The 23562-nt window shown below is 73.8% G+C and carries 25 protein-coding genes; 15 read left to right on the top strand and 10 right to left on the bottom strand.

Annotated elements, in window-relative coordinates:
- Nucleotides 1-81 precede the first annotated feature (81 nt).
- On the top strand, nt 82-1368 hold the full coding sequence (locus O7625_RS22365) for an O-antigen ligase family protein (RefSeq protein WP_282341242.1): 1287 nt from the start codon (nt 82-84) through the stop codon (nt 1366-1368).
- 5 nt (nt 1369-1373) lie between these two features.
- On the opposite strand, the gene O7625_RS22370 is transcribed toward O7625_RS22365, so the two are convergent.
- Nucleotides 1374-2024: a LysE family translocator gene (locus O7625_RS22370; RefSeq protein ID WP_067308768.1), complete on the bottom strand. Its 651-nt coding sequence runs from the start codon at nt 2022-2024 to the stop codon at nt 1374-1376.
- 152 nt (nt 2025-2176) lie between these two features.
- On the opposite strand from O7625_RS22370, the gene O7625_RS22375 reads away from it, so the two are divergent.
- The gene (locus O7625_RS22375; protein ID WP_282341244.1) at nt 2177-2725 is read left to right on the top strand and encodes a GNAT family N-acetyltransferase; all 549 of its coding nucleotides are present in this window, start codon (nt 2177-2179) and stop codon (nt 2723-2725) included.
- A gap of 95 nt (nt 2726-2820) precedes the next feature.
- Nucleotides 2821-3291 carry a DUF1992 domain-containing protein gene (locus O7625_RS22380; protein ID WP_282341246.1) on the top strand — a complete coding sequence of 157 codons (471 nt, stop codon included), beginning with the start codon at nt 2821-2823 and terminating at the stop codon, nt 3289-3291.
- A gap of 75 nt (nt 3292-3366) precedes the next feature.
- On the opposite strand, the gene O7625_RS22385 is transcribed toward O7625_RS22380, so the two are convergent.
- A complete protein-coding gene (locus O7625_RS22385; protein ID WP_282341248.1) occupies nt 3367-4227 on the bottom strand; it encodes an NAD(P)H-binding protein in 861 nt (286 codons plus the stop codon).
- An 89-nt stretch (nt 4228-4316) separates the two neighbouring features.
- Between O7625_RS22385 and O7625_RS22390 the strand changes: the two genes are divergently transcribed.
- From O7625_RS22390 to O7625_RS22400, 3 genes are all read left to right on the top strand, one after another.
- Nucleotides 4317-5036: a TetR/AcrR family transcriptional regulator gene (locus O7625_RS22390; protein WP_282341249.1), complete on the top strand. Its 720-nt coding sequence runs from the start codon at nt 4317-4319 to the stop codon at nt 5034-5036.
- A 168-nt stretch (nt 5037-5204) separates the two neighbouring features.
- A complete protein-coding gene (locus tag O7625_RS22395) occupies nt 5205-6077 on the top strand; it encodes an SDR family NAD(P)-dependent oxidoreductase (protein WP_282341250.1) in 873 nt (290 codons plus the stop codon).
- A gap of 512 nt (nt 6078-6589) precedes the next feature.
- On the top strand, nt 6590-6991 hold the full coding sequence (locus tag O7625_RS22400; protein WP_282341252.1) for a nuclear transport factor 2 family protein: 402 nt from the start codon (nt 6590-6592) through the stop codon (nt 6989-6991).
- Between the two features lie 54 nt (nt 6992-7045).
- Here O7625_RS22400 and O7625_RS22405 read toward each other — a convergent pair whose 3' ends face one another.
- Nucleotides 7046-8164 carry an NAD(P)/FAD-dependent oxidoreductase gene (locus tag O7625_RS22405; protein WP_282341254.1) on the bottom strand — a complete coding sequence of 373 codons (1119 nt, stop codon included), beginning with the start codon at nt 8162-8164 and terminating at the stop codon, nt 7046-7048.
- Nucleotides 8165-8217: 53 nt separating this feature from the next.
- Here O7625_RS22405 and O7625_RS22410 point away from each other — a divergent pair, with 53 nt between their 5' ends.
- The 4 genes from O7625_RS22410 to O7625_RS22425 all read left to right on the top strand — a co-directional run bounded on the left by O7625_RS22410 (nt 8218) and on the right by O7625_RS22425 (nt 10968).
- Complete coding sequence (locus O7625_RS22410) at nt 8218-8910, top strand: TetR/AcrR family transcriptional regulator C-terminal domain-containing protein (RefSeq protein ID WP_282341256.1); 693 nt, start codon at nt 8218-8220, stop codon at nt 8908-8910.
- Between the two features lie 10 nt (nt 8911-8920).
- Nucleotides 8921-9358 carry a cupin domain-containing protein gene (locus tag O7625_RS22415; RefSeq protein WP_282341258.1) on the top strand — a complete coding sequence of 146 codons (438 nt, stop codon included), beginning with the start codon at nt 8921-8923 and terminating at the stop codon, nt 9356-9358.
- A gap of 68 nt (nt 9359-9426) precedes the next feature.
- Nucleotides 9427-9849 carry an Hsp20/alpha crystallin family protein gene (locus tag O7625_RS22420; RefSeq protein WP_067308712.1) on the top strand — a complete coding sequence of 141 codons (423 nt, stop codon included), beginning with the start codon at nt 9427-9429 and terminating at the stop codon, nt 9847-9849.
- 120 nt (nt 9850-9969) lie between these two features.
- Nucleotides 9970-10968, top strand: coding sequence for a tyrosine-type recombinase/integrase (locus O7625_RS22425; RefSeq protein WP_282341263.1), 999 nt, complete (start codon nt 9970-9972; stop codon nt 10966-10968).
- A gap of 48 nt (nt 10969-11016) precedes the next feature.
- Here O7625_RS22425 and O7625_RS22430 read toward each other — a convergent pair whose 3' ends face one another.
- Nucleotides 11017-12723, bottom strand: a complete 1707-nt coding sequence (locus tag O7625_RS22430) for an acyl-CoA dehydrogenase family protein (RefSeq protein ID WP_282341265.1) — start codon at nt 12721-12723, stop codon at nt 11017-11019.
- Nucleotides 12724-12833: 110 nt separating this feature from the next.
- Between O7625_RS22430 and O7625_RS22435 the strand changes: the two genes are divergently transcribed.
- Complete coding sequence (locus O7625_RS22435; RefSeq protein WP_067308759.1) at nt 12834-13292, top strand: hypothetical protein; 459 nt, start codon at nt 12834-12836, stop codon at nt 13290-13292.
- 3 nt (nt 13293-13295) lie between these two features.
- On the opposite strand, the gene O7625_RS22440 is transcribed toward O7625_RS22435, so the two are convergent.
- The 4 genes from O7625_RS22440 to O7625_RS22455 all read right to left on the bottom strand — a co-directional run bounded on the left by O7625_RS22440 (nt 13296) and on the right by O7625_RS22455 (nt 17118).
- Entirely contained in the window at nt 13296-13904 is a 609-nt protein-coding gene (locus tag O7625_RS22440) for a thymidine kinase (RefSeq protein ID WP_231932794.1), read from the bottom strand.
- 165 nt (nt 13905-14069) lie between these two features.
- On the bottom strand, nt 14070-15461 hold the full coding sequence (locus O7625_RS22445) for an MFS transporter (protein ID WP_067308699.1): 1392 nt from the start codon (nt 15459-15461) through the stop codon (nt 14070-14072).
- 15 nt (nt 15462-15476) lie between these two features.
- Nucleotides 15477-16244 (bottom strand): glycerophosphodiester phosphodiesterase, encoded by a 768-nt coding sequence (locus O7625_RS22450; RefSeq protein ID WP_282341267.1) that lies wholly within the window; start codon nt 16242-16244, stop codon nt 15477-15479.
- Between the two features lie 97 nt (nt 16245-16341).
- Complete coding sequence (locus O7625_RS22455) at nt 16342-17118, bottom strand: lysophospholipid acyltransferase family protein (protein ID WP_282341269.1); 777 nt, start codon at nt 17116-17118, stop codon at nt 16342-16344.
- A 172-nt stretch (nt 17119-17290) separates the two neighbouring features.
- Between O7625_RS22455 and O7625_RS22460 the strand changes: the two genes are divergently transcribed.
- The 3 genes from O7625_RS22460 (at nt 17291) to O7625_RS22470 (ending at nt 21036) form a co-directional block, all read left to right on the top strand.
- Nucleotides 17291-18700: a cytochrome ubiquinol oxidase subunit I gene (locus tag O7625_RS22460; RefSeq protein ID WP_282341271.1), complete on the top strand. Its 1410-nt coding sequence runs from the start codon at nt 17291-17293 to the stop codon at nt 18698-18700.
- 15 nt (nt 18701-18715) lie between these two features.
- Nucleotides 18716-19714 (top strand): cytochrome d ubiquinol oxidase subunit II, encoded by a 999-nt coding sequence (gene cydB, locus O7625_RS22465; protein WP_282341273.1) that lies wholly within the window; start codon nt 18716-18718, stop codon nt 19712-19714.
- Between the two features lie 116 nt (nt 19715-19830).
- A complete protein-coding gene (locus tag O7625_RS22470; RefSeq protein WP_282341274.1) occupies nt 19831-21036 on the top strand; it encodes a GNAT family N-acetyltransferase in 1206 nt (401 codons plus the stop codon).
- A gap of 79 nt (nt 21037-21115) precedes the next feature.
- On the opposite strand, the gene O7625_RS22475 is transcribed toward O7625_RS22470, so the two are convergent.
- Both O7625_RS22475 and O7625_RS22480 read right to left on the bottom strand, forming a co-directional pair.
- Entirely contained in the window at nt 21116-21811 is a 696-nt protein-coding gene (locus O7625_RS22475; protein ID WP_282341276.1) for a hypothetical protein, read from the bottom strand.
- A gap of 66 nt (nt 21812-21877) precedes the next feature.
- A complete protein-coding gene (locus O7625_RS22480; protein WP_282341278.1) occupies nt 21878-22336 on the bottom strand; it encodes a peroxiredoxin in 459 nt (152 codons plus the stop codon).
- A 160-nt stretch (nt 22337-22496) separates the two neighbouring features.
- Here O7625_RS22480 and O7625_RS22485 point away from each other — a divergent pair, with 160 nt between their 5' ends.
- Nucleotides 22497-23225, top strand: a complete 729-nt coding sequence (locus tag O7625_RS22485) for an SDR family oxidoreductase (RefSeq protein WP_282341280.1) — start codon at nt 22497-22499, stop codon at nt 23223-23225.
- Nucleotides 23226-23562 lie beyond the last annotated feature (337 nt).

Raw genomic sequence — 23562 nt, forward strand, 5'->3', positions numbered from 1 at the left:
CCGGCACCCGCACCGGGGTGGCCCCCGTCACAGCCGGTCCGCCGATGACCGGCCGGGTGGTCCCGGCCTAGCCTTGCCCCGGTGGGGACGAGGAACACCGCGCCGCAGCGGGCACTGCCGCTCTGGCCGCTGTACGTGATGTTCGCGGCAATGCCGCTGTGGTGGCTGCTCGGCGGCCTGTACCTGGGCTGGGCGCTGTTCGGGATGCTGCTGGCGGTGGTCCTGCTCAGCCACGGCCGGGTGGCGTGGCCACCCGGCTCGGCGCTGTGGTTCGTGCTGGTCGGGCTGATCCTGGTCAGCGCCACCCGCCTGGAGAAGGCCAGCGGCCTGCTCGTCTACGGCCTCCGGCTCGGCTTCGTGCTGACCGCGTTCGTGGTCTACCTGTACGTCTACACCGCCGCCCGGCAGGGGGCACGCTGGGACCGGCTTTTCCAGCCGGTGCTGTTCTTCTGGCTGGCGATGGTCGCGCTCGGTTGGGTCGGCGTGCTGGCCCCCCGGCTGGCGTTGACCACCCCGGTGGAGGTGCTGCTGCCCGACGGGCTGGCCGGGCAGCGGATGATCCGGGCGGTCACCCACGTGCACTCCACCGAGTTCAACCCCACCGGCCGCAACCCGTACTACCGCACGGCGGCCCCGTACCCGTACACCAACAACTGGGGGACGGGGTTCGCGCTGCTCGTGCCGTGCGTGCTGGCGTACCTGTCGGCGGTGCGAACCGGCCCGCTGCGCAGGGTGCTGGTGGTGTCCCTGCCGCTGGCCCTGGTGCCGGCGTTCCTCACCCTCAACCGGGGGATGTTCATCGGCCTGGGCGTCGGGCTGGTCTACCTGGGGCTGCGGGCGCTGCTGCGCGGCGACGTCCGGCTGATCGGTACGATCGCCGCCGGCGTGGCGGTGGCCTGGGTGATCACCCTGGTCGTGCCGGTCGGCGACATGATCATGAATCGGGTGGAGAACACCGACTCGACCCGGGACCGCGCCGACCTCTACCGGCAGACCCTCGACGCGGTCCTGCGCTCGCCGCTGCTCGGCTACGGCGCCCCGCGCAGCGCCGACACCACCACCGGCGCGGAACCGCTCGGCACCCAGGGGCAGGTCTGGCTGACCATGTACAGCCACGGCATCCCCGCCCTGCTGGTCCTGGTGGCCCTGCTGGTGGTGCTGGTCCGCAGCACGGCGGTCGCGGTGTCCGCCGCCGGCCGCTGGTTGAGCGTGGTGCCGGTGGTCGCCCTCGCCCTGGCCCCGTTCTACGGGTTCACCGACATGAACCTGTCGGTGATGTTCTTCGCGATCGGGCTGGCGGTGGCCGCCGTGGACGGCCCGGTGAACCGGGAGCTGCCGGCCGCGGTGCCCCGACCGTCACCGGTCTGACCGGTTCAGCCGGTGGCCACAGCGGCCCGGGAGCGGTCCGCCGCGATCCGCACCGCCATGGCGGCGAGCACGCTGCCGGTCACCCAGCGCTGGACCCGCGCCCAGCCCGGCCGGCGGACCAGGAACGCCGAGACCGAGCCGGCGGTCAGCACGATCAGCGCGTTCACCGTCAGCGCGACGGTGATCTGGGTGGCCCCGAGCAGCAGGCTCTGCACCGCCACGTCACCCCGGGCCGGGTCGACGAACTGCGGCAGCAGCGACACGTACAGGATGGCGATCTTGGGGTTGAGCAGGTTGGTGAGCAGCCCCATGGCGAACAGCCGCCGGGGCCGGTCCACCGGCAGCGCCTGCGGCGTGAACGCGGAACTCCCACCCGGCCGCAGCGTGCGCCAGGCCAACCAGAGCAGGTACGCCGCGCCGGCCAGCTTCACCGCCGTGTACAGCGGCGGCACCAGCACGAAGACCGTGGCGATACCGGCGACGGCGGCCGCCAGGTAGACCCCGAACCCGGCGGCCACCCCGAGCAGGGAGACCAACCCGGCCCGACGGCCCTGCGCCACGGACCGGGAGACCAGATAGACCATGTTCGGCCCGGGTGTGAGCACCAGACCGAGCGCCACCAGGGCGATTCCCACCACCGCACCGACCGAGACCATCGACACCCCCGCTGCGTCGTCCCCTGCCCGGCACCCTACGCCGCGCGCCCGGATCCGGCGGCCCCGGCGCGGCCCACCCGGACCCCGGCGCCCGGTGGTCGTCCGGCCCGCGGGGGTTCCGGCCGGACGGGGGCACCGGCCACACTGCACAGATGTCGGTGACCCTGCGGACCGCCCCCACCCTGGCCGCCCCCGGACTGGTCCTGCGCTGCTGGCGCGACGACGACGTCGACGCGCTGGTCGAGGCGCACCGGGATCCGGAGCTGCGGGCACGGACCCGTCACCCGCTGACCGGCCCGGCGCAGGCCCGCCGCTGGGTGGCCGCCAACCGGCAGGGCTGGGCGGCGGGCCGCCGGTTCAGCTTCGCCGTCTACGAACCGGCCGCCGACGGCGAGCGGTTGGTCGGCTGCGTGCTGCTCAAGGACGTGACGCCGGGGCGGGCCGACGCCGAGGTCGGTTACTGGACGGCGGGGCCGGCGCGCGGCCGGGGGGTGGCGACCCGGGCGGTGGACGCGGTGAGCCGCTGGGCGTTCACCCGGTTCGCCGCGGCCGGGCTGGCCCGCCTGGAACTGCTGCACCAGGTGGACAACCCGGCGTCTTGCCGGGTGGCGGAGAAGTCGGGGTACCCCTTCGTCGAGGTGCTGCCCGCCCGGCCGCCGTTTCCCCGCGACGGGCACCGGCACGTCCGGCACCGTGCCTGAGCCGCCCGCCCGACGGCCGGGAATGCCCCGTGCCCCGCTGTCGCTGCACCGGTGACGGACAGGGCGGCTACGGTGGGACAGGGGAGGTGTCCGGGGTGGTGGACGCGTGGCAGGCGGCGGTCGAGGCGCAGATCCGTGGGGCGCAGGAGCGGGGCGAGTTCGACAACCTGCCCGGCATGGGCAAGCCGATCCCCGGCCGCGACCTCCCCTACGACGAGTCCTGGTGGATCAAGAGTTTCCTGGAGCGGGAGGCGCTCCCCTCCGACCTGCTGCTGCCCACCCCGCTCCAGCTGCGCCGCCGGGTCGAGCAGGTCCCCGACGAGGTGCGTGACCTGCCCACCGAGGCGTCGGTGCGGGAGTTCGTCGGCCTGCTCAACCAGGAGATCGTCGCCTGGCTGCGGTACCCCTCCGGCCCCCGGGTGGTGGTCCGGCCGGTCGACACCGAGGCGGTGCTGCGTCAGTGGCGGGCACACCGGGCCGCCCGGCAGGCGGTCGTCGCGGCGCCGCCACCCCCGGTCCGTCGTCCCCGGCGGCAGTGGCGCTGGCCGTGGCGTCGGCGGGCCTGACGGCCGGCCGCGCGCTCGCCCGGCCGGGTCGGTCGACAGCGGCCCGCGGACATGCGGCGGTCAGCGCACCGCGGTTCAGTCGGCGGCGATGGCCTCGATCACCGACCGGACGGGCGTCGCCGGCCGACCGAGCAGGGCCTCCAGGGTCGGGTCGGTGACGGCGAACTCGCCCCGTCGTGCCGCCCGGTACATGCCGAGGGTGAAGTCGGCCGCCGCCTCGGGCATGCCGCGGGCCACGGCGGCCGTCCTCCACTCGTCGTCTCCGACGACGACCCGGGTGACCGTCCGCCCGGTGTGGTCGGTGAGGACGCCGGCCACCGCTTCCAGGTCGAGCAGGTGCGGGGCGGTCAGTGGCGGGGTGATCCCGTCGAGCGCCCCCTCCCCGGTCAGGGCGACGGCGGCGACCTCGGCCAGGTCGGCGTGGGCGGTCCAGGACACCGGACCGTCGGCCGGGGCCACCAGCCGGCCGGTCCGCGCGGCGTCGCCGATCGCGAACTGGAGGGCGCTGGCGTAGAAGCCGTTGCGCAGGGCGGTGAAGGCGACGCCGAGGGTGGCCAGGTACTCCTCGGTCGCGGCGTGGGTGAGCTGGGCCGGGAAGAGCGAGTCCCGGGCGGCGGCCTGGTGGCTGGTGTACAGGATCCGGCGGGCTCCCGCCGCGCGGGCGGCGTCGGCGGCGGCGCGGTTCGCGTCGACCGCGCCGCCGCCGCGGATGGCGGCGGACACGATCAGCACCTGGTCGGCTCCGGCGAAGGCGTGCGCCAGGGTGGCCGGCTCGGTGAAGTCGCCGCGGCGGACCCGTACCCCCCGGTCGGCCAGGTGGGCGGCCCGGTCGACGTCGCGCACGCTCACCGCCACGGCCTCGGCGGGAACCCGGGTGAGCAGCTGGTCGACGATCCGGGAGCCGAGCTGGCCGGTGGCGCCGGTGATGACGAACACGGTGGTGACCCCTTCGATGATTCCATCGTTACGCCACCGACGTTAGCACTGATATTCCATCGCTAACAGGGTGCTGTTACCCTTGGTTCATGGCCGTGGCACCGCAGACCCCAGCCCGTGACGACGTCCGGTCCGAGATCGTCCGGGCGGCCACCCGGCTGCTCCGCGAGCAGGGCGCGCAGGCGGTGACGACCCGGGCCGTCGCCCAGGCGGCCGGCGTCCAGGCCCCCACCATCTACCGGCTGTTCGGCGACAAGAACGGCCTCGTGGACGCCGTGGCCGAGGCCGTGCTGGTCGCCTACGTGGCCACCAAGGCGGACACCACGCCGGGTGACCCGCTCGCCGACCTGCGCTCCGGGTGGCACCGGCACGTGGAGTTCGGCCTGGCCAATCCCGAGCTGTTCCGGCTGCTCGGCACGCGTGGGCCGGACGACCCCTCGCCGGCGACCGTCGCGGGCGTCGACGTGCTGCGCTCCCGGGTACGCCGGCTCGCCGCCGCCGGCCTGCTCCGGGTCGACGAGCAGCGGGCCACCACGATGATCCACGCTGCCGGCACCGGCGTCATCCTCGCCCTGCTGGAGACACCCGCTCCGCAGCGCGACCCCGGCCTGGCCGAGGCCATGCTCGACGCGGTGCTCGGCGGCATCCTCGCCAGTGCCCCGGCGACACCCGACCCGGGCGTGGCCGCCGCCGCGGTGACCTTCGCCGCGACGGCACCGGACCTCCCCGGGCTCACCGACGCCGAACGCGCGCTCCTGACCGAGTGGATCCACCGCGCGTTGACCCTGCTGCGTCACCCGCACGGCTGACGACCACCGGCCCGGGCGCGGCACCCCGCTACCCGCCGCGTACGGGCCTCGCCGCGCCGGGGGTCTGGCGCACCGGATCGACGGACCGTGGGCCACGCGGCCGGGCCATCCGTCGGTTCCCGGGCAGGGCTTGCGGCGTAGCGCGCTCGAAGCTCTAACGTCGGGGCCATGACCGCGACGAACGAGACGAAGACATGGATCATCACGGGCGCGAGTTCGGGGCTCGGCCTGGCGCTGGCCGAGGCGGCACTCGCGGCCGGCGAGCAGGTGGTCGGGACGGCGCGACGGGTCGACCGGTTCGACGACCTCAGCGCCCGGTACGGGAACCGTCTCCTCGCCGTGGCGCACGACGTCGGCGACACGGCGGGGGCGGCGGCGGTGGTGCAGCGGGCGCTGGAGGCGTTCGGGCGGGTCGACGTGCTGGTCAACAATGCCGGCGGGGGACAGGTCGGGGTGGCCGAGGAGATCACGGACGCCGCGCTGCGGGACATGCTCGACCAGCACCTGTTCGGTCCGGCGGCCTACGTGCGTGCCGTGCTGCCCCACCTGCGGCAGCGTCGCTCGGGGGCGATCGTGCAGATGAGCAGCCAGGGTGGGCGGATGTCGTTCCCCGCCGTCGGCAGCTACTCGGCCGGCAAGTTCGCGCTGGAGGGCTGGTCGGAGGCGCTCGCGGGCGAGGTCGCGCCGTTCGGCGTCCGGGTCCTCATCGTCGAGCCGAGCCGCTTCCGGACCGCGTTCAACGCCAGCGGTGTGCTCCGCACCGCGCAGCGGAGCGCGGACTACGACAGGTCGACCGGGGCGGTGCGCGCCAACATGGCCGAGGCCGACGGCATCCAGGAGGGCGACCCGGCCCGCGCCGCCCAGGTGATCCGCGACGTGCTCGACAGCCCCGACGCGCCGCTGCGCCTCCCGCTGGGCGCCGAGGCGGTCCGCAATCTCACCCGGGTCTACCGGGCGGCGCTCGCCGACGTCGAGAAGTGGGCGTCGGTGAGCGAGTCGGCGGACTTCCCGGGCGTGCCGCCCGCGGTCCGCGCGTTCTGACCCGTCCCACACCCGCCGCCCCGGCCGACGGGCCGGGGCGGCGTTCACCGTGATGCGGGGCGACGTGCCGGTCGCTTCGCCGCACGGGGCGACGTCGCTGTCGACGGCCCCGCCACGCGCTGGGGCGAACCGGCTGCCGGGCCGTCCCGGTCGGTGCCGTTCACCGCAGGGGATGCCCAGCCGCCCGGGGCTTCGACGGTCCCGGATGGTCCGACGCGTCCATCCTCGCCCCGGACGCCCCCCGGCCTCCGTCTGATCCAATTACCGGATTTCTATTACCATTAATTCATTAATTAGAGCGGACATAAGGTGCACAACGTCATCACACCATAATGCCAGTTATGTTGTTCCTACCCGCGTGGCGCCGTCCGGCCGACCACCTGGCTGATGTCCGCTCCAGCTGACGCCGGCCTGCGCATGTCAGACCACAGGCCTGACAGCCGGATCTGATAGGAAGATCGACGTCAGTGGAGCCGGACGCCGACGCGCTCCCCGTCGTCGAGGAGCTGAGAATGGGGCTGTCGGTTGAGGACAGGCTGGCGATCCACGAACTCGTGGCGTTGCACGGTCACCTGATGGACGGCGGCGAGTTCGGGCGCATGGACGAGCTGTTCTGCGCGGACGTCGTCTACGACGTATCCGCGTTCGGCCGAGGCGAGCTGCGCGGGCATGAGGCGATCAGCGAGGCCAGCCTGGCGCTGGGTGACGCGAACCCGGTCGGTCACCACGTCACGAACGTCTGCGTGAGCGAGGACCCGGACGGCACGGTGCGGGTGCGCTCGAAGGCGATCGGCATCTACGCCGACGGTCGCGCGGGCAGCGTGGTCTACGAGGACGTCGTACGCGCAGAGGCCACCGGGTGGCGTATCGCGTACCGCAGGGTGGTTCCCCGCCGCACGCCGCTGCGCCCCTGAGCCGGCGGCCGGCCTCCCTGCCCGACGTTCCGTCGGCGCTGGGGTCGCCGGTGGTCAGGACGGCTGGACCTCGTCGAAGAGGGCGACCGCCGCGGCGGGATCCGGGCTCACCAGGCGTTGCAGGCCGGCCGTCGTCAGCTCCGCCCACCGGCCGGCCCGGGCCCACATCCGCTCCTCGAAGACCCGGACGGCCCGGTCCAGGTCGTCCGGGTCGGCGACGATCGCCTCCGCGAGTTCGGCGCCGTCCAGCATCGCGAGGTTCGCGCCCGCCCCCAGTGGCGGCATCAGGTGGGCGGCGTCGCCCAGCAGCGTCACCCCGGGCACGTGGGTCCAGGTGTGGGACACCGGCAGGGTGTAGTGGGGCCGGGGGACGAAGGCGGTCCCGTGGCGCAGCAGGTCGAGCACGGCCGCAGCCCAGCCCTCGAACAGTGCCAGCAGACCCGTGCGGACGGCCTCGACGTCGGTCAGGTCCCACCCGACGTGCCAGTCCAGGGGTGCGCGGAACGTGGCGTACACCTTGACGTGGCCGCCGCTGTTGCGCTGGGCGGTCAGGGACCGGTTCACCCCGTACGTGGACACTGACCCGTCGCCGACCAGCCGGGCGAGGTCGGGGTGGCGGGTGTCCACGTCGTCCAGGGACGTCTCGACCGAGGTGACGCCGGTGTACCGGGGGGTCACCGCCGAGACCGCCGGGCGGACCCGGGACCGCGCCCCGTCCGCGCCCACCACCAGGTCGAAGGCCTCCCGCCGCCCGTCGGCGAAGTGCACCAGGGCGCCGTCCCCGGTTCCCGGCACCACCCGCGTCACCTCCCGCCCCCACCGGACGTCGAGGTCGCCGAGCAGCAGGTCGCGTAGCTGCCCCCGGTCGATCTCGGGGTTGGCCCGCTCGTCCGGCGCGGGCCGCCAGTCGCGCAGCACCGTCCCGGCCGGGTCCAGGATCCGCATGGCCTGCCCCTCGGGGCGGGACAGCGCCTCGAAGCCGGCCCGCAGTCCCGCCTTGTCCAGTGCCCGTTGGCCCAGCTCTTCGTGCAGGTCGAGGGTGCCACCCGGGGGCCGGGCGTCGGGTGCGCGGTCGCGTTCGAGGACGATGACCCGGTGGCCGTGGCGGTGCAGGACCCGGGCGAAGGTCAGGCCGCCCGGGCCGCCCCCGATCACACCGATACGATGTCTCATGACGATACACTGTATCGGGCTCCTAGAATGCGAGGCAACAGCGAGGAGCGAGCATGACCGTGTGGGACCGGCCGGAGCCGCCGAAACCCCCGACCCCGCTGGACCGGGGCCGGATCGTCGTCGCCGCCGTCGCGCTGGCCGACGAGGGCGGCCTGGAGGCGGTGTCGCTACGCAAGGTCGCCGCCCGGCTGGACGTCGGCCCGATGCGGCTGTACGGGTTCATCGCCACCAAGGGCGACCTGCTCGACCTCATGGTCGACGAGGTCTACGCCGAGATCCTCCCCGACCGGCCGCCCGACGGCTGGCGGGAGGCGCTGCGCGTGCACGCCGAGCGCACCCGGCAGGCGGCCCTACGGCACGAATGGCTGGCCGACCTGCTCGGCGGCCGCCCCACCCTCGGCCCGCACGGCCTCGCCGTGACCGAGGCCAGGCTGGCCGCCCTCGACGGCCTCGCCGACGTCGACACCGTCATGTGCGCGGTGGCGACCGTCAGCGCCTACGTCACCGGCGCGATCAGGCGTGAGGTGGCCGACCGGCGGGCCGAGCGCGCCACCGGCCTGTCCAAGCGGGACTGGCAGCGCGCCGCCGGCCCGCACCTGACGAGGATGCTCGCCACCGGCCGGTTCCCGGCACTGACCCGGGCCGTGTACGACGCCACCGACACCGACGCCGCGACGTCCTTCGCGACCGGCCTGGAATGGGTCCTCGACGCGGTGGCCGCCCGACTCGCCGGCCCCCGGGTGTGAGGATGGTGCGATGAGCGACGAGCCGATCGACCTGGTGACCGCGCTGGCCTCCTTCGACCAGCTGTGGAGCCCTCGCATCGTCACCCGGGTCAACGACTACGACGTCCGGGTGGCGAAGGTGGCCGGGGAGCACGTGTGGCACACCCACGACCACACCGACGAGTTCTTCCTGGTGCTCGACGGGGAGCTGCGCATCGACCTGCGCGACGCCGCCGGTGAGCGGGCGGTGGTGCTGCCCCGGGGCGCGGTGTACGTGGTGCCGCGCGGGGTGGCGCACCGGCCGTCGGCTCCGGGCGGGGCGTCGATCCTGCTGTTCGAGCCGTCGGGGACGTCCAGCGTGGGGGACCGGCACGAGGAGGTGCCCGCCCACGTGGACGCCACCACCGGGCACCCGCTCCGAGTCCGCCCCGTCGGGTTGACGCAGGCCGCGGAACGCGGTAAATACTGAAGTACGAGTTGAGCCGACCCGACTCAACTCAAGGACCTTCGGCCCGAGGAAACCGAGGAGGCACCACCATGCTGATGCGTACCGACCCCTTCCGTGAGATCGACCGGCTCGCCGAGCAGCTCCTGGGCACCACGAGCCGACCGGCCGTGATGCACCTCGACGCCTGGCGCGACGGAGACCACTTCCACGCCGCGTTCGACCTGCCCGGCGTGGACCCCGACAGCATCGACTGCACGGTGGAGCGCAACGTGCTGACCGTCCGCGCCCAGCGCCGTCGCCCCACCTCCGACACCGTCGAACTCGTCGCCGCCGAACGACCGATGGGCACCTTCTCCCGGCAGCTCTTCCTCGGCGACACCCTCGACACCGACCGCCTGGAGGCGGCCTACGAACACGGGGTGCTGACGCTGCGCATCCCCATCGCGGAGCGCGCGAAGCCCCGCCGGGTGCCCGTCACCGCCGGCGACGGCCGCCGGCAGCTCACCGCCTGACCCCGCTCCACCCCCCTCCGGCGGGGCCGATCGGTCCCGCCGGAGGGAAAGCCCAGCAACGGCAATCCCACCGGGCGCGCCTCACGGTGATTCCCCACCGGGACTGAGAGTCTTTTTCGCATGCCGCGCCCCGACGTCCCCGTCCTGCCCCACGTCCCGACCCGCCCGGCGCTGTCCGGCACACCGGTCGACTTCACCGAGGCGTGGCTGCGCAACCGCCGGCTGTCGGCGCACACCCGCGACGCCTACCGGCGCGACATCGCCGGCTGGCTCACCTGGTGCGCCACCGGCGACCTGGACCCCCTGCGGGCCAACTTCCTCGACGTCAACGCCTACGCCCGGCACCTGGAGGCCACCCCCGCGGCGCGCAGCGGCCGGCCGCTGACCCCCGCCACCGTCGCCCGCAAGCTCTCCGCCCTGTCCAGCTGGTACGAGTTCCTGGTCAAGCTCCGCGCGGTCGACGGCAACCCGGTCTCCGGCGCCGACCGCCCCCGCGTCGACCGGGACCACTCCGTCACCGTCGGGCTCACCCCGCAGGAGGTCGACGCCCTGCTCGCCGCCGCCGACGCCGACACCGGCCCGACGGCCGCCCGCAACCGGGCCGCCATCGCCCTGCTCGCCGACCTCGGACTCCGCGTCGGCGAGCTGGTCTCGCTCGACCTGACCGACCTGGGAGCCGAACGGGGACACCGCAGCGTCCGGTTCGTGGGCAAGGGCGGCAAGCCCCGCCGACGCGCCCTCACCCCCGGCACCGCGTACGCCGTGGACGCCTACCTGGCCGACCGGGCGGCGGCGGCGGGGGTGAGCGTGACCGCGTTGACCGGCCCACTGCTGGCCACCACCACCGGCGGCCGGCTCGACCGGCACGCGGTGTTCCGCCTGGTCCGCCGGCTGGCCGCGACCGCCGGCATCGCCGCGGCGGCGAAACTCTCCCCACACTCCCTGCGGCACGCCTTCGCCACCACCGCCCGCGAGGAGGGGGTGCCCCTGGAGGACGTCCAGGACGCGATGGGCCACGCCGACCCGCGCACCACCCGCCGCTACGACCGCGACCGGCACAACCTCGACCGGGATCCGGCGTACGCCATCTGGGCCGCCCGGGCACGGCGACGCAGCTGAGCAGACCCGTCGCCGCGGTGACCGCCCACCACCGCCCGCCGGCACACCTCAGCCGAGCAGGTCCAGGTGGTGGTGGGCGTCGGCGGAGACGTCCTCGTGCCGCAGCCACCGCCGGGCCCACAACCGGGCCGCCACCTCGGCCTGCTCGTCACCCCACGCGGCGTGCTCGACCAGCAGGGCGGTGGTCAGCGCGTACGCCATCCGCAGGGCCAACCCCCGCGCGCCGGCCCGCACCGCCACCGCACCCGGGTCGGCGGCGACCTCGGCGAGGGTGTCCCGCAGCTCCCGTACCACCTCGGCGAGGGTGTCGGCCAGCGCCGGCGCGGCCGGTCGGGCCAGGTCCACCGCGCCGGCCAACCGGCGCAGCAGCGGCGTGCCGGCGTCCTCCCGGGTGACCGCGCGCAGCACGTCCACCGCCAGCACGTTGGTGGTGCCCTCCCAGATCGGCAGCACCTGCGCGTCGCGCAGCAGCCTCGGCACACCGGTGTCCTCGACGTAACCGGCCCCGCCGAACGCCTCCACGTACTCGGCGGCCGAGGCCACCGCCAGCCGGCCGGTGGCCAGCTTCGCCAGCGGCGCCACCACCCGCAGCTCGGCGGCGGCCTGCGGATCGGCCCCCACCTCCACCCGACCGAGCAGCGCGAACGCGTGCCCGGCCAGGGCGAACGCGCCCGCCGCGTCGACCGCCAACCCGCCCAGGGTCGCCCGGTGCAGCGGATCGTCGGCCAGCGACCCACCCGCGACCTGCCGTCCCCCGGCGTACGCCCGCGCGTAGGCCAGACCCCGCCGCATCCCCGACGCGGCGGCCGAGGCGTTGTGCACCCGGGTCACCACCACCAGGGTCATCGCCCGCACCAGCCCCGGCACCGCCGGATCCCCCAGCGGCAGCGCGTACGCGTCCCGCAACCCGATCTCGGCGGTGGGCAGCGCCCGGGTGCCCAGCTTGTCCTTGAGCCGGTGCACCGTGACCCCGGGGGCCGGGGAGTCCGCCGCGGCGGTCACCCCGGACAGGGGCGAGTCGACGGCGTACCGGGGCACCAGGAACGGGGCGAGCACCCGGCTGCCCCGGCCGGCGCCCTCCGGCCGGGCCAGCGCCACCGCCACCGCCGCGTCGGCGGCCGAACAGAACCACTTCTCCCCGGTCAGCCGCCACGACCCGTCGGCGGCGGGCCGCCCGACGGTGCCGGTGCGGGACAGGTCCGAGCCGCCCTGCGACTCGGTCATCCACTGCCCGCTGACGACCGCCGTGTCCGGGTCGGTGGAGATCAGCCGGGGCAGCCAGGCGTCCCGCACCCCCGCGTCGACCTCCGGGGTGCGCAGCAGGGCGGCGGCGCCGTCGGCCATCGCCACCGGGCAGGAGAAGGTCGCCGACTCCGGCCCGTACAGGTGCAGCAGGGCGTGCTGGACGACCCGGGCCGCCGCCCCCCACGTGCCGCGCGCCGCCTCCAGGTAGGGCAGCGCGACCACGGCGTGCCGGGCGGCGGCGGCCCGCTGCGCCTGCCAGCCGGCGCTGGTGTCGATCCGGTCGACGCGGGCGCCCCACGGGTCGTAGCGGACCAGCGTCGGCGGGTGGGCCTCGGCGTCGGCGTGCGCGGCCCGCAGCGGCCCGACGACGTCGGCGGCCAGCGCGGCCAGCCGCGGCTGCGCGGCGTCGTACCCGGCCGGCCCGAGCTGCCGTCGCAGCCAGGACCGCAGCAGCCGGTCGTCGGCGTACGGGTCGTCGACGTCCGGCACCGGCTGCACGTAGCGGCTCATCCGTCGCTCCTTCACCAGGGGGTGCGCCGACGGTAGACGATCGCCCCCGGCGGCGCGACAGGGGGCGAACCGCCCCCGCGGCACGTCCCCGCCGCATACCGTCGCAGATGATGGACGTGGAGCAGGCGTGGACCAGACCGGCGCGGCGGCACCGCCCGGTGCGGACCGGCCTGTTCCTGGCCGGCCTCGCCGTCGGGTTGTGCCTGGTCGGGGTGGCCGGGCTCGGGCTGTGGAACGTGCAGGTCGTGATGGGCGCCACCGGCCCGGTACGACAGAGCGCCGACGGGTTCTTCCGGGAGCTGTCCGCCGGGCAGGTGGACCAGGCCTACCGGCGGCTGTGCGCGCAGACCCGCGGCCGGTGGAGCGAGGTCGGCTTCGCCGGCTGGGTCCGCACCCCGCCGGTGGTCACCGGCTACGAGATCCTCGACGTGTCGGTGCGGACCAGGGGCGGCCGGCCCGCCGGTGAGGTGAGCGTCCGGGTCGTCCGCGACGGCGGCGCGGCCGAGCAGCGCCGGCTGCCGGTGGTGAAGGAGGACGGCGACTGGCTGGTCTGCGGTGACCCGTACTGAGCGTCAGGCGCGCGGGCCGAGGTCGCCGGCGCGGTAGTGCCGCCGGCACAGCACCTGGTAGCGCACCTCGGCGCTGTCCACGGTGTCGCCGATGACGACCTGGGCGCCCTCCCGCACGACCCGCCCGTCGACGACCCGGGCGTTGAGCAGGCCCTCCCGGCCACACCAGCACAGCACCTCCACCTGGATCCGGGCCACCTCGTCGGCCAGCTCGAACAGCCGCCGGGCGGCCGGGAACAGGCAGGACCGGAAGTCGGTGGCCAGGCCGAAGGCGTACACGTCGACGTCGTAGCCGTCGACCAGCTCGGCCATCTGCTCGACGTGCGCCACGTCGTAGAACGACGCCTCGTCGCAGATCAGGTAGTCGATGCGGACCCCCTCGGCCCAGGTGTCGCGGACCAGGGCGCGCAGGTCGAGGGTGTCGGTCACCTCGATCGCCGCGTGGGCCAGCCCGATCCGGGTGGTCACCTGCGGCCCCAACGACCGGTCGATGCGGGTGGTGACCAGCCCCCGGCGGCCCTGCCGGGCGTGGTTGTAGTTCATCTGCAACGCCATGGTGGACTTGCCGCAGTCCATCGGCCCCCAGAAGAACTTCAGCGCCGCGGCGTGCAGGGGTCGCCCGTCGACCCCCCGCGCGGCGGCGCAGCCGGTGCGCCCGTCGTCCGGGCCCGGGAGCGGGCGGGCCAGGCAGGAGGGGAGGGCAGCGGCGTCGTCGGTCACGTCGGGGCAGCCTAGCCCATCGACACACGACGATTGGGTCGATGGGCCGTCCGCCGGTCAGAGCACCCGGGGCGGGGTGTTGCCGGCCGCCAGGATCGCCCGCCGCATCGGCACCGCGGCCAGCAACGCGAACCCCACCACAAAGAAGATCAACAGCGACACCAGGCCCACCCGGTACGAGGAGGTGAGCTGGAAGACCAACCCAAACGCCAGCGGGCCGAGCCAACTGGTGCCCTTGTCGCTGATCTCGTAGAACCCGTAGTACTCACCCTCCCGGCCGGCCGGAATGAGCTGGCTGAACAGCGACCGGCTCAACGCCTGACTGCCGCCGAGCACCAGACCGATCGCCCCACCGAGGATCATGAACGGCACCGGCGCCTCCGCGGGCAACCGGAACGCCCCCAGGATCACCCCGGTCCACAGCACCAGCGACAGCAGCACCGTCTTCCACGCGCCGATCCGCCGGGCCAACGCCCCCAACCCCAACGCGCCGCCGAAGGCGAGGAACTGCACCAGCAGGATCGTCACGATCAGGGTGCTCTGCCCCAGCCGCAGCTCCTCGGTGCCGTACTGGCTGGCCAGGGTGATCACCGTCTGGATGCCGTCGTTGTAGACCAGGAACGCCAGCAGGAAGAACAGCGTCAACGGGTACGCCTTGACCTCCCGCAACGTCCGACCGAGCTGCCGGAACCCGTCGGTGAGCACGTTGCGGCCCCCACCGCGCAACGCCTCGGCGGTGGGATGCTCCCGCAGCCACCGCAACGGCACCAGGGTGAACGCCGCCCACCACACCCCGGCCGACACGATCGACCAGCGGGCCAGGTCCAGGGTGCGCTGCGGGTCGTCGTCCTCGCTGAGCAGCGTCACCGCCACCAGGTTCAACGCCAGCAGCAGGCCGCCGCCGAGATAACCGATCGCCCAGCCCCGGCTGGACACGGCGTCGCGTTCGTCCGGGCCGGCGAGCTGCGGCAGGAACGAGTTGTACACCACCACCGCCGCGCCGAAGGCGATGTTGGCGACCAGGAACAAGGCCCCACCGAGCAGGTACCGCTCCCCGGTGACCAGCGCCATCGCGATGGTCGCCCCCGCCCCGGTGAACGCCGCCCCGGCCAGCAGCCGCTTCTTGTGCACCGTCCGGTCGGCGATCGCCCCGACCACCGGCAGCACGAACACCGTCAGGAACACCGACAGCGAGATCAGGTACGGGTAGTAGGACCCGGCGGCGACCCGGATGCCCAGCGGGTGCACGTACCCGTCACAGGTGTCCGCACCGAGTTCGCAACCCGCCGCCAACTCGGTGACGGTGGTGAGGAACGGACCGAGGAACACCGTGATCACGGTGGTCTGGAAGGCCGAGTTGGCCCAGTCGTACAGGTACCAGCCACGCCGCTCCCGGCGCAGACCCGCCGGGGCGTCGACGACGGTGGGGGTGGTGACCGGATCGGCCATCGTGGTCCTCGGGGCTCAGGCGGCCCAGTGGCCGCGGCTGCGGTAGACGTCGCGCAGCACGCCGACGTGATCGGTCATGATGCCATCCACACCCCGATCCAGTAAGTCGTGCATCTGGGCAGGTTCGTCGATCGTCCAGACATGCACCTGCAACCCCAACCGGTGGCAGTAGGCCAGGAACCGGCGGTCGACCACCGGCACCCGCCCGTAGCGCGGCGGCACCTGCGCAGCCACCACCGACGGCGGCAACCGCACCGGCCGCCCGTGCCGCGACGCCAGCCACAGCCGGGCCACCCCCCGCGCGCCCAGGCCGGTGGCGACCCGCCCGCCGGTGGCCGCCCGCAGCCGGGCCAGCCGGGCATCGCTGAACGACGCCAGCAGCACCCGGTCGACCGCGCCGGCCCGGGTCACCGCCGCGACCGCCGGGGCGACCCCGCCGTCGGCCTTCACGTCGATGTTGAACCGGACCTGCGGCCAGCCGGCCAGCACCTCGTCGAGCCGGGGTACGGCCGCCGCGCCGCCGACCCGCACCGACGCCAGGTCCGCCCACCGCAGGTCGGCGATGCGCCGCCGCTCACCGGTGACCCGGCGCAGGGTGGCGTCGTGGAAGACCACACACACCCCGTCGGCGGTGCCGTGCACGTCGGTCTCCACGTACCGGTACCCGAGGTCGACGGCCCGGCCGAACGCGGCGACGGTGTTCTCGTCGCCGTCGGCGGCCCCACCCCGGTGGGCGAAGGCCAGCGGGGTGGGGGCGTCCAGATAGCCGGGACGGGTCACCACGCAGCGCAGTATGCCCGCCCCCGGTGACCGGCGAGTGGCCGACCGGCGACGGTGACCCCCGTCCGGCGCGGCGCGCGGCGGGTGCCGCGCCCGCCGGTCAGGCCGAAAAGTGGCGGCGGTGGACCCGGCTGGTGTCCACCGGACGCCCCGGGTCCAGGCGCCGGGGCCGGTCGGGCTCGTCGGGGCGCAGCGGCACCAGGGTGTCGGTGATCGCGTCGACGATCCGGTCGGTGCCCCGGCGGGCCGCGCCCGGCGCGGCGGGGGAGAGGTCACCCAGGTCCAGCGGCGCCCCGAAGCGGACCCGGATCACCGGGCGGCGCAGCAGCGCCCGGCCCAGCCAGCGCAGCATCCCCCGGGGCGCCCGGTAGGGCAGCACCTCGTGCGACCCCCACTGGGCGACCGGCACCACCGGCGCGCCGCAGGCCATCGCGAGCCGGGCCGTCCCGGTCTTGCCTCGCTCGGGCCACATGCCGGGGTCCAACCCGATGCGTCCCTCCGGGTAGACCAGCACCACCGAACCGGCGGTGACCGCGGCGGCGGCGTCGTCGAGCGCCCGGCGTACGCCACTGGTGCCCCGGTCGACCCGCAGATGCCCGGCGTGGCGCATCAGCGCGCCGAGCCCGGGGGTGCGGAACAGCCCTCCGGTGGCCATGAAGCGGGGCGCCATACCTCGGGCCCGGCAGGCGGCGCCCAGCACGATGGGGTCGAAGGGGCTGATGTGGTTGGCGGCCAGGATCAGCGGCCCCCGGCGCAGGTGCGCGGGGACGTCCCCGCTGACCTCCAGTCGGGCCACCAGGGCGACGACCAGCCGGGCGAGGAGTTGGGCGGCACGCCAGAACAGTGGGGGCTGCCAGCCGGGGCGCGGGGTGTCCATCAGTCGCCGATGGTCGCACGGGCGGGGGACGGGTCGGATCCCGGGTCGGGTGGCCCGGGGTGATCAGGGTCATTGGTCCCGGGCCGGATCGGGCCTCCCGGCCCTGCCCACTGTCCTACGACGCGCAGTAGTATTTACTACGTCTCGTAGTATTCACGGCAGGGGGATCCCGGTGGACGCGTTGGACGTCGCCCGCTGGCAGTTCGGTGTCACCACCGTCTACCACTTTCTCTTCGTACCACTGACCATCGGACTCTCCGTCCTGGTTGCCATCCTCCAGACCCGCTGGCACCGCACCGGCGACGAGAAATACCTCAAACTCACCAAGTTCTACGGCAAACTCTTCCTGATCAACTTCGCCATGGGCGTCGTCACCGGCATCGTGCAGGAATTCCAGTTCGGCATGAACTGGTCCGACTACTCCCGCTTCGTCGGCGACATCTTCGGCGCACCCCTGGCCATCGAAGCCCTCGTCGCCTTCTTCCTCGAATCCACCTTCATCGGCCTGTGGATCTTCGGCTGGGACCGGCTCCCCAAACGCCTGCACCTCGCCAGCATCTGGGCCGCCGCCATCGGCACCAACCTGTCCGCCTACTTCATCCTCGCCGCCAACTCGTTCATGCAGAACCCCGTCGGCTACCGCTTCAACCCCGACACCGGACGCGCCGAACTCACCGACTTCGTCGCCGTCCTCACCAACAAGGTCGCCCTCATCACCTTCCCGCACACCCTCGCCGGCGCCTTCCTCGTCGCCGGCTCCCTCGTCACCACTGTCGGCCTCTGGCACCTCATGCGCCACCGCACCAGCCCCGACACCGACGCCTACCGCCACGCCACCCGCTTCGGCGCCTGGGTCGTGCTCGTCTCCGCCACCCTCGTCGTCCTCACCGGCGACATCCAAGGCAAGATCATGACCCAGGTGCAGCCCATGAAGATGGCCGCCGCCGAAGGCCTCTACACCACCGAGAGCCCCGCCTCGTTCTCCGTACTCACCATCGGCAGCCTCGACGGCAGCCGCGAGATCTTCGCCCTCAAGATCCCCTACCTGCTGTCCTACCTCGGCACCGGCGACCCCAACGGCACCGTCCACGGCATCGACGACCTCCAGGCCCAGTACGCCAGCCAGTACGGCCCCGGCAGCTACACCCCGATCATCCCGGTCACCTACTGGAGCTTCCGCTTCATGATCGGCTTCGGACTCGCCGCCGCCGCCATCGCCCTGCTCATCCTCTGGACCCAACGCAAGGGCCGCACCCCCACCAGCAGATGGCTGCTCCGCGCCGGCCTGATCATGCCCGCCCTACCCCTGCTCGCCAACTCCTTCGGCTGGATCTTCACCGAAATGGGTCGCCAACCCTGGATCGTCTTCGGCGAAATGCTCACCCGCGACGGCGTCTCCCGCACCGTCTCCCGCACCGAAGTCCTCACCTCCTTCACCGCCTTCACCCTCATCTACGCCATCCTCGCCGTCATCGAACTCAAACTCCTCGTCCGCTACGCCCGCGCCGGCCTACCCGACGTCACCCCCACCCCCGACGACACCGACGACGACGCCGAGCGCCCGCTCGCCTTCGCCTACTGAGCCCCGGAGCCCCCCGTGGAACTGACCACCATCTGGTTTCTCCTCGTCGCCGTGCTCTTCACCGGCTACTTCATCCTCGAAGGCTTCGACTTCGGCGTCGGCATGCTGCTCCCCGTCCTCGGCCGCGACGACCGGCAACGCCGCGTCCTCATCAACACCATCGGCCCCGTCTGGGACGGCAACGAGGTCTGGCTCATCACCGCCGGCGGCGCCATGTTCGCCGCCTTCCCCGAGTGGTACGCCACCCTCTTCTCCGGCTTCTACCTGCCCCTGCTCCTCATCCTGCTCGCCCTCATCGCCCGCGGCGTCGCCTTCGAATACCGCCACAAGCGCCCCGAAGCCTCCTGGAAACGCCGCTGGGACCACGCCATCTTCTGGGGCTCCGCCATCCCCGCCCTACTCTGGGGCGTCGCCTTCGCCAACATCTTCCGCGGCGTACCCCTCGACGCCGACCACGAATACGTCGGCGGCCTGCTCAACCTCCTGAACCCCTACGCCCTGCTCGGCGGCCTCACCACCCTCGGCCTCTTCCTCACCCACGGCGCCGTCTTCCTCGCCCTCAAGACCACCGGCGACATCCGCCACCGCGCCGGCACCCTCGCCGTCCGCATCGGCGCCGGCACCGCCGTCGTCGCCGTCGCCTTCCTCACCTGGACCCTCACCATCCGCGCCAACCCCGCCGCCATCACCCTCGCCGCCGGCGCCGCCCTCGCCCTGCTCGGCGCACTCGCCGCCGCCCGGGCACGCCGCGAAGGCTGGGCCTTCACCGGCACCGCCCTCGCCATCGCCCTCGCCGTCGCCACCCTGTTCACCGCACTGTTCCCCAACGTCATGCCCTCGACCCTGGACCCCACCGGCACCCTCACCGCCACCAACGCCGCCTCCACCCCCTACACCCTGACGATCATGACCTGGGTGGCAGTGATCTTCACCCCGATCGTCCTCGCCTACCAAGGTTGGACCTACTGGGTGTTCCGCAAGCGAATCGGGGTACAGAACATCCCGCAACACTGAAAGACGCGCGAGGGGCGCGGGGACGCGGGGCCGGAGCGAGGGGGTCGCACCGGCCCCGCAACGCGCCCCCACCCAAACCGATCGCCGCCACCCCCACCCACCGCTATCGTCGCCGCATGCACGACGCCCCCCACGTCCGGGAACTCACCGACGACGACGCCACCACCGCCTGGCACCTCGGCCGCACCACCTTCGGCTCCGACCCCCAACCCCCACCCGACGACACCACCGCCACCCCCGGCACCACCCGCTACGGCGCCTTCGACCACACCGGCCGCCTCATCGGCAAAGCCCTCGACCTCCACCACCACCAGTGGTGGGACGGCCGCACCGTCGCCGCCGCCGACATCGCCAGCGTCGCCGTCGCCCCCGAAACCCGCGGCCGCGGCATCGCCCGCGCCCTACTCACCACCCTGCTCCGCGGCGCACACGACCGGGGCGCCGCCATCAGCGCGCTCTTCCCCACCGTCGCCGCCCCCTACCGCACCTGCGGCTGGGAAACCGCCGGCAGCCTCCGCACCGTCTCACTACCCACCGCCCTGCTCACCCGACACCGCCCCGCCCCCCACCTCACCATCCGCCCCGGCACCGCCGCCGACCTCACCGCCGTCGACGACCTGCACACCGCCACCACCCGCCACCGCCGCGGCCTACTCGCCCGCAGCGGACCCCTGCACCAACACCGCCGCACCCGCCACACCACCGACGACACCCTGCCCCACGACGGCCTCACCCTCGTCGAACACCACGGCCACCTGGTCGGCTACGCCGGCTGGGACCGCCGCCACGGCTACGGCGACCAGGGCACCCTCACCGTCGAAGACCTTGCCGCCAGCACCGCCGACGCCGCCCGCGCCCTCGTCGGCACCCTCGCCAGCTGGCACAGCGTCGCCCCGACCCTGCGCCTCACCCTGCTCCCCGGCGACCCCCTCATCCCACACCTGCCGGTCGAGAAGGCCCGCGAGCACGAACAGGACACCTGGATGCACCGCCCCGTCGACGTCACCCGCGCCGTCCGCGACCGCGGCTGGCCGGCACACCTGAACGGCACCACCACCTTCACCCTCGACGACCCCCTCGCCGACTGGAACACCGGCACCTGGCACCTGGAAGTCGCCAACGGCAGCGCCGAGCTGCGCCGCACCACCACCCCCGCCGACCTGCACCTCACCGTCCGCGGCTTCGCCCTGCTCTACACCGGCGCCGCCACCGCCCGCACCGTCGCCCAGGCCGGCCTGCTGCACCACCCCGCCGGCACCGACCCCGCCCCCCTCGACCTGCTCGCCGCCGGCGGACCAGCCCAACTCGGCGACTACTTCTGACCACCACCCGGCACACCGGCGGGGACCGCCGACCCGCGCACCCCGCCGGCACCACGACGACCCCCACCCGACCCGGGACTCAGCGCGCCTCGCGCAACTCCGCCAGCCGCGCCTCGATCTCCGCCAACTCGGCCCGCAGCTTCTCCGCCTGCTGCTCCGCCTCCGACCGCTCTGCCGACAGGATCTGCTCCACCGCCTCCTGCACCCCCGGCACGTCCACCAGCGCCACCATCCGCAACGCCTCCGCCGGCTTCACCACGTACGGCTTCGCCAACGCCTTCGCACCCTGCTGCGCCGCCACCGTCCACTCACCGTCGGCATACGCCAACGTCACCGTCAACCCCGCCGGCCCCTTCGGCTTCGCCACCTTCGCCGGCCGACGCGCCGCCGGCTTCTCCACGGCCACCACCGGCTCCACCCTCGGCTCCTCCCGACGCGGCCCCGGCACCCGGGGCGTGTCCAACACGAACGCCGGCTCCGGCGTCGCCGGCTCCACCGGCTCCACCGCCGGCTCCGACTTCGCCTCCGCCACCCGACGACCCGCCCCGCGCGGCGCCACCGCCACGTCGGCGGGGGAGAAGGGCAACTCGTCGCGGCCGAACCGCACCACCACGAACTCGTCGGACACCGCCGGATCGGTCAGCTCCACCACCTGACCCACCTGACCGGCGACCTGCCCCGCCGACGCGGTGAACACCACCTTCGGCTTCCGCCCCGCCGCCAACGCCTCCCGGATGCCCCGCACCTCGTCATCGGACAAACCCTGGTCCGCCATCACAGCCCTCTTTCGTACACGTGTTTGATCCTGCCTTGATACCAGCCCACCACGACAACCGGAAGATCAGCCCCCGAGAACCCGCAACGCCTCGTCGGCGTGCTCGTTCATCCCCAACTCGCTGTGCACCACCGCCAGCACCCGCCGGTCGACCCCGATCACGAACGTCATCCGTCGGGTGCTCAACGGACCCAACGGCAACCGCCGCCGCACCCCGAACGCCTGCGCCACCACACCGTCCACGTCCGACAACAGCGGATAGTCGAACCCGTGCATCCGGGAGAACTCCGCCTGCCTCGCCACCGGATCCCGGCTGATCCCCACCCGCTGCGCACCCACCGCCGCGAACTCCGCCGCCAGATCCCGGAAATGACAACTCTCCGCCGTGCACCCACGGGTCATCGCCGCCGGATAGAAGAACAACACCACCGGCCCCGCCGCCACCAACTCCGACAACCGCCGCGGCGCACCCGTCTGGTCCGGCAGCTCGAAATCCGCCACCAGGTCACCGACATTCACACCCACCACGCACCTCCACCAGTTCCGGTACCGACGCCGACCGACGCGCGGTGAGCGTAAGCGATCACCCCCGCACCCCACCGTGGCCACCCGACCGACGCGCGGACGATACCGTCGACACCCGCCGCCCACCGGGCGGTCACCAGCACACCAGGGGAGTAGGGCATTGAATCCGGTCACCGTCATCACCGGCGGCAGCCGAGGCATCGGCGCCGCCACCGCCCGACGACTCGCCGCCGACGGCCACCACCTCGCCATCGGCTACCGCCGCGACCACGCCGCCGCCGCGGCCGTCGTCGCCGACATCCACCGCCTCGGCCGCCGCGCCGTCGCCGTCCCCGCCGACACCACCGACCCGACCCAGGTCGACCGCCTCTTCACCGCCGCCGCCGACCTCGGCCCCCTCACCGCCCTGGTCAACAACGCCGGCGTCACCAGCCCGATCGGCCCCTTCACCGACCTGCGCCCCGACGACCTGCGCCGGGTCGTCGACGTCAACCTCCTCGGGTACGTCCTCTGCGCCCAGCAGGCGGCCCGCCTCCTCACCCGGGGCGGCGCCATCGTCAACATCTCCTCGGCCGCCGCCACCCTCGGCAGCCCGGGCGAGTACGTCCACTACGCCGCCGTCAAGGCCGCCACCGACACCCTCACCCTCGGCCTGGCCAAGGAGCTCGCCCCCCGCGGCATCCGGGTCAACGCCGTCGCCCCGGGCATCATCCGCACCGACATCCACGCCATCTCCGGCGTACCCGACCGCGCCGACACCGCAGCCGCCCGGATCCCGCTCGGCCGGGCCGGCGAACCCGACGAGGTCGCCGGTGCCGTCGCCTGGCTGCTCGGCCCCGACGCCAGCTACACCACCGGCACCGTGCTGCGGGTGGCCGGCGGTCTGTAGGGCGGCGAACCCGGGAGTCGGCGGCGCACCGCGCTCCACACCATCTCCGGGTACATTCGATAATGCACATTATGTAAAGTTGACCGGAGTGGGGCCTCCTCCGGCGGTCCGCACCACCCTCGGGCGACCGCAGTCGGCGTCGATGCCGGTGACCCGCTCCGGGAGCCCCCGACGTCAGCACGGGACCGCGTCCAGGCCGTGCTGCGCCGGTCGCCATCGGTGCCGATCAGTGCTGCGGAGTCGTACCCGCGAATCCCGGACGACGGTCGGACGCCGCAGCCTTCCCGGGTGGCGGGCCGGCGCGGCTGCCGACACCGAGGCGGTGCGCGGACCGCCG

Source organism: Micromonospora sp. WMMD714 (assembly GCF_029581315.1).
Classification (GTDB): Bacteria; Actinomycetota; Actinomycetes; order Mycobacteriales; family Micromonosporaceae; genus Micromonospora; species Micromonospora rifamycinica.

Excerpts from the sequence above, each read along its gene's own strand:
- O7625_RS22410 (WP_282341256.1), top strand. The coding sequence starts at position 8,218 with ATGACCGTGTGGGACCGGCCGGAGCCGCCGAAACCCCCGACCCCGCTG.
- O7625_RS22405 (WP_282341254.1), bottom strand. The coding sequence starts at position 8,164 with ATGAGACATCGTATCGGTGTGATCGGGGGCGGCCCGGGCGGCCTGACC.
- O7625_RS22375 (WP_282341244.1), top strand. The coding sequence starts at position 2,177 with ATGTCGGTGACCCTGCGGACCGCCCCCACCCTGGCCGCCCCCGGACTG.
- O7625_RS22425 (WP_282341263.1), top strand. The coding sequence starts at position 9,970 with ATGCCGCGCCCCGACGTCCCCGTCCTGCCCCACGTCCCGACCCGCCCG.
- O7625_RS22435 (WP_067308759.1), top strand. The coding sequence starts at position 12,834 with ATGGACGTGGAGCAGGCGTGGACCAGACCGGCGCGGCGGCACCGCCCG.
- O7625_RS22445 (WP_067308699.1), bottom strand. The coding sequence starts at position 15,461 with ATGGCCGATCCGGTCACCACCCCCACCGTCGTCGACGCCCCGGCGGGT.
- O7625_RS22455 (WP_282341269.1), bottom strand. The coding sequence starts at position 17,118 with ATGGACACCCCGCGCCCCGGCTGGCAGCCCCCACTGTTCTGGCGTGCC.
- O7625_RS22420 (WP_067308712.1), top strand. The coding sequence starts at position 9,427 with ATGCTGATGCGTACCGACCCCTTCCGTGAGATCGACCGGCTCGCCGAG.
- O7625_RS22390 (WP_282341249.1), top strand. The coding sequence starts at position 4,317 with ATGGCCGTGGCACCGCAGACCCCAGCCCGTGACGACGTCCGGTCCGAG.
- O7625_RS22400 (WP_282341252.1), top strand. The coding sequence starts at position 6,590 with ATGGGGCTGTCGGTTGAGGACAGGCTGGCGATCCACGAACTCGTGGCG.
- O7625_RS22430 (WP_282341265.1), bottom strand. The coding sequence starts at position 12,723 with ATGAGCCGCTACGTGCAGCCGGTGCCGGACGTCGACGACCCGTACGCC.
- O7625_RS22475 (WP_282341276.1), bottom strand. The coding sequence starts at position 21,811 with ATGGCGGACCAGGGTTTGTCCGATGACGAGGTGCGGGGCATCCGGGAG.
- O7625_RS22470 (WP_282341274.1), top strand. The coding sequence starts at position 19,831 with ATGCACGACGCCCCCCACGTCCGGGAACTCACCGACGACGACGCCACC.
- O7625_RS22415 (WP_282341258.1), top strand. The coding sequence starts at position 8,921 with ATGAGCGACGAGCCGATCGACCTGGTGACCGCGCTGGCCTCCTTCGAC.
- O7625_RS22370 (WP_067308768.1), bottom strand. The coding sequence starts at position 2,024 with ATGGTCTCGGTCGGTGCGGTGGTGGGAATCGCCCTGGTGGCGCTCGGT.
- O7625_RS22395 (WP_282341250.1), top strand. The coding sequence starts at position 5,205 with ATGACCGCGACGAACGAGACGAAGACATGGATCATCACGGGCGCGAGT.